This window comes from Acidovorax sp. KPB24-03 (assembly GCF_057546605.1).
Map to the genome: position 1 here is coordinate 1 of NZ_BAAJYR010000480.1, position 2,417 is coordinate 2,417.

At 68.9% G+C, this 2,417-nt stretch carries 2 protein-coding genes and 1 pseudogene; all 3 read right to left on the bottom strand.

The window, feature by feature from the left end; all coding sequences use genetic code 11:
• A pseudogene (locus AC27KI_RS22890) lies at positions 1 to 555 on the bottom strand (hypothetical protein); the annotation flags it as partial.
• Positions 556 to 672: 117 nt separating this feature from the next.
• On the bottom strand, positions 673 to 1,167 hold the full coding sequence (locus tag AC27KI_RS22895) for a Crp/Fnr family transcriptional regulator (protein WP_317359894.1): 495 nt from the start codon (positions 1,165 to 1,167) through the stop codon (positions 673 to 675).
• 85 nt (positions 1,168 to 1,252) lie between these two features.
• A partial coding sequence (locus AC27KI_RS22900) for a tRNA modification GTPase (protein WP_487116003.1) occupies positions 1,253 to 2,417 on the bottom strand: 1,165 nt, incomplete at its 5' end.

A 2,417-nucleotide genomic window follows, 5' to 3' on the forward strand; every position in this document is an offset into this window, starting at 1 on the left:
GGCCACGGGTGCGGGGGCCGGCGCATGGACCGGAGGGCGCGCCACCGGGGCCGGCACGTGCGGCACGGAGGGGCCGGCCACGCCGTGGGGCGCGAGGCCCTTGCTGGGCATGCCGACGGCCACGTGGTCGTTGATGCGCCAATACACGGCGGTCACCAGAATGTCGAAGCGGGTCTTGGCGGTCTGGGCGATGAGCGCCTCGATCTCGCTCAGGCGGACGGTCTCGCCGCCGTATTCGCGGGCCAGGTCCATCATCACCAGGAACTGGCGGCCGCGCTGGTCCAGGGACAGCACCTTGAATTTGTAGCCCGCGGACAGCACGCCCGCGCGGACCATGGCATCGCGCACCACGGTGTAGAGCAGTTCGCGCCGCTCCATGCGCTCGTTCTTACGGTTGGCCGCGTGTTCGGCCGCAGGCTCGGCCGTCGGTTTGCCGGGGCCGCGTCCGGGCACCAGGGGCACCGTGGCGTCTGCATTCAGCAGACCGGAGGGCTCCACCGCCGGGCGCTGCCGGGGCGCAGGGGGTTTGCGGTTGAACCAACTGAAAAGTGACATGCCGTGCCTTTTTCGGATAGCGCCAAAAGTTCGAAAACGAGTGTAACGCGCGCTCCGGGAGCCAATGGCTTTCCCGCGTCCGCAGGCCCCGGCACGGGCCCGATGGGGGCTCAGGTGTCAGGTCGCAGCAACACGCCGGCGGCGGTTGCCGAGGCGCTTGGACAGCACCGAACCCATGGCCATGGCCAAGCTGAGGGCCACGGCCGGCTGGCGGTTGGAGAGCTCGGAAAACCGCAGCGCCGTCAGGTTCCAGAGCTTGGACGGTGCGCCTGCCTGCACGGTGGCGGTGCGGGGCTTGTGCGAGAAGAAGGCGCTTTCGCCCACCACGGAGCCGGGGCCGACGATCGCCAGGCGCAGGCGGTCTTTTTCGTCTTCGTAATGCACGCTGAGGCTGCCGCTTTCCACGAAGTACAGTGTGCGGTCGCTGGCGCCTTGCGTGAACAGGGTGTGGCCGGTGGTGAGCGACATGGGCAGCAGGTAGCCCGACAGCAGGTCCCATTGCTCCGTGGTCAGCGGGTTCATCATGCTGTCTTCCGCTGGCGCCTGGGCAATGGCCTGCACGAGACCCGTGAGGTCCATTTTGGGGGTGTGGGATGACAGCACAGCATTCATAGTGGCGCGGAAGTTAAGCCCGATGCGTTCGGTGCACAAGCACTCTTTACCACTCCTTACAAAACGCCACCGTCCCGCGGGTGTTTCATTTCCCGATGCAGAAGCTGGAGAAGATCACGCCCAGCAGATCGTCGGAGGTGAATTCCCCCGTGATGGCACTGAGGGCCTGCTGCGCCAGCCGCAGTTCCTCGGCCAGCAGATCAAGCGCCGGGCCCGGCGAATGCAGCTGCGCCGCGGCCTCCATCAGGTGGCCGTCCACTGCTTGGAGCGCCTGCACATGCCGCGCGCGCGCGATGTAGACGCCCTCGGGGGCCGACTGCCATCCGGCCACGTCCAGCAGCAGGCGGCGCAGTGCGTCCAGCCCATCGCCTGTGCGGGCCGACAGGTGGACCGCCGGCCGGTCCGGCATAGCGGCAGCGCTGTGGCCCGGTGCCTGATCGGTTTTGTTCCACACGTCGATCACCGGCACATGGCCGGGCAGCGTCCGGGCGATGGTGCCGGCGATGTCGGCGTCGGCCGCCCGGTAGTCGGCCGCATCGGCGCGCGTGAGGTCGTGCAGGAAGAGCACGGCGTCGGCCGCGGCGATCTCGTCCCAGGCGCGCGCGATGCCGATCTTCTCCACCTCGTCGTCGCTCTCGCGCAGGCCCGCCGTGTCGATCACGTGCAGCGGCACGCCCTCGATCTGTATGGTCTGCTGCACCTTGTCGCGCGTGGTGCCGGCAATGGGCGTGACGATGGCCAGCTCGGCGCCGGCCAGGGCATTCAGCAGCGAACTCTTGCCGGCGTTGGGCTGCCCGGCGATCACCACCTTGATGCCCTCGCGCAGCAGCGCGCCCTGGCGCGTGCGCTGCATGACGGCGGCCAGCGTCTGCTGCAGATTCGACAGCTGCCCGCTGGCGTCTGCCTTGCGCAGGAAGTCGATTTCTTCTTCGGGAAAGTCGAGCGTGGCCTCCACCAGCATGCGCAGGTGGATGAGCGCATCGCGCAGGCGGTGGATCTCGTGCGAGAACGCGCCCGCCAGGGAACGGCTGGCGCTGCGCGCCGCGGCTTCGGTGCTCGCATCGATCAGGTCGGCAATGGCTTCGGCCTGCGCCAGATCGATCTTGTCGTTGAGGAAGGCCCGTTCGGTGAACTCGCCCGGCTGCGCCAGGCGCAGGCCGGGCAGGCGGGCCCGGCCGCTGGCCGCATCGGCCTGGGCGGCGGCTTCCAGGCAGCGCGCCAGCAGCAACTGCAACACTACGGGGCCGCCG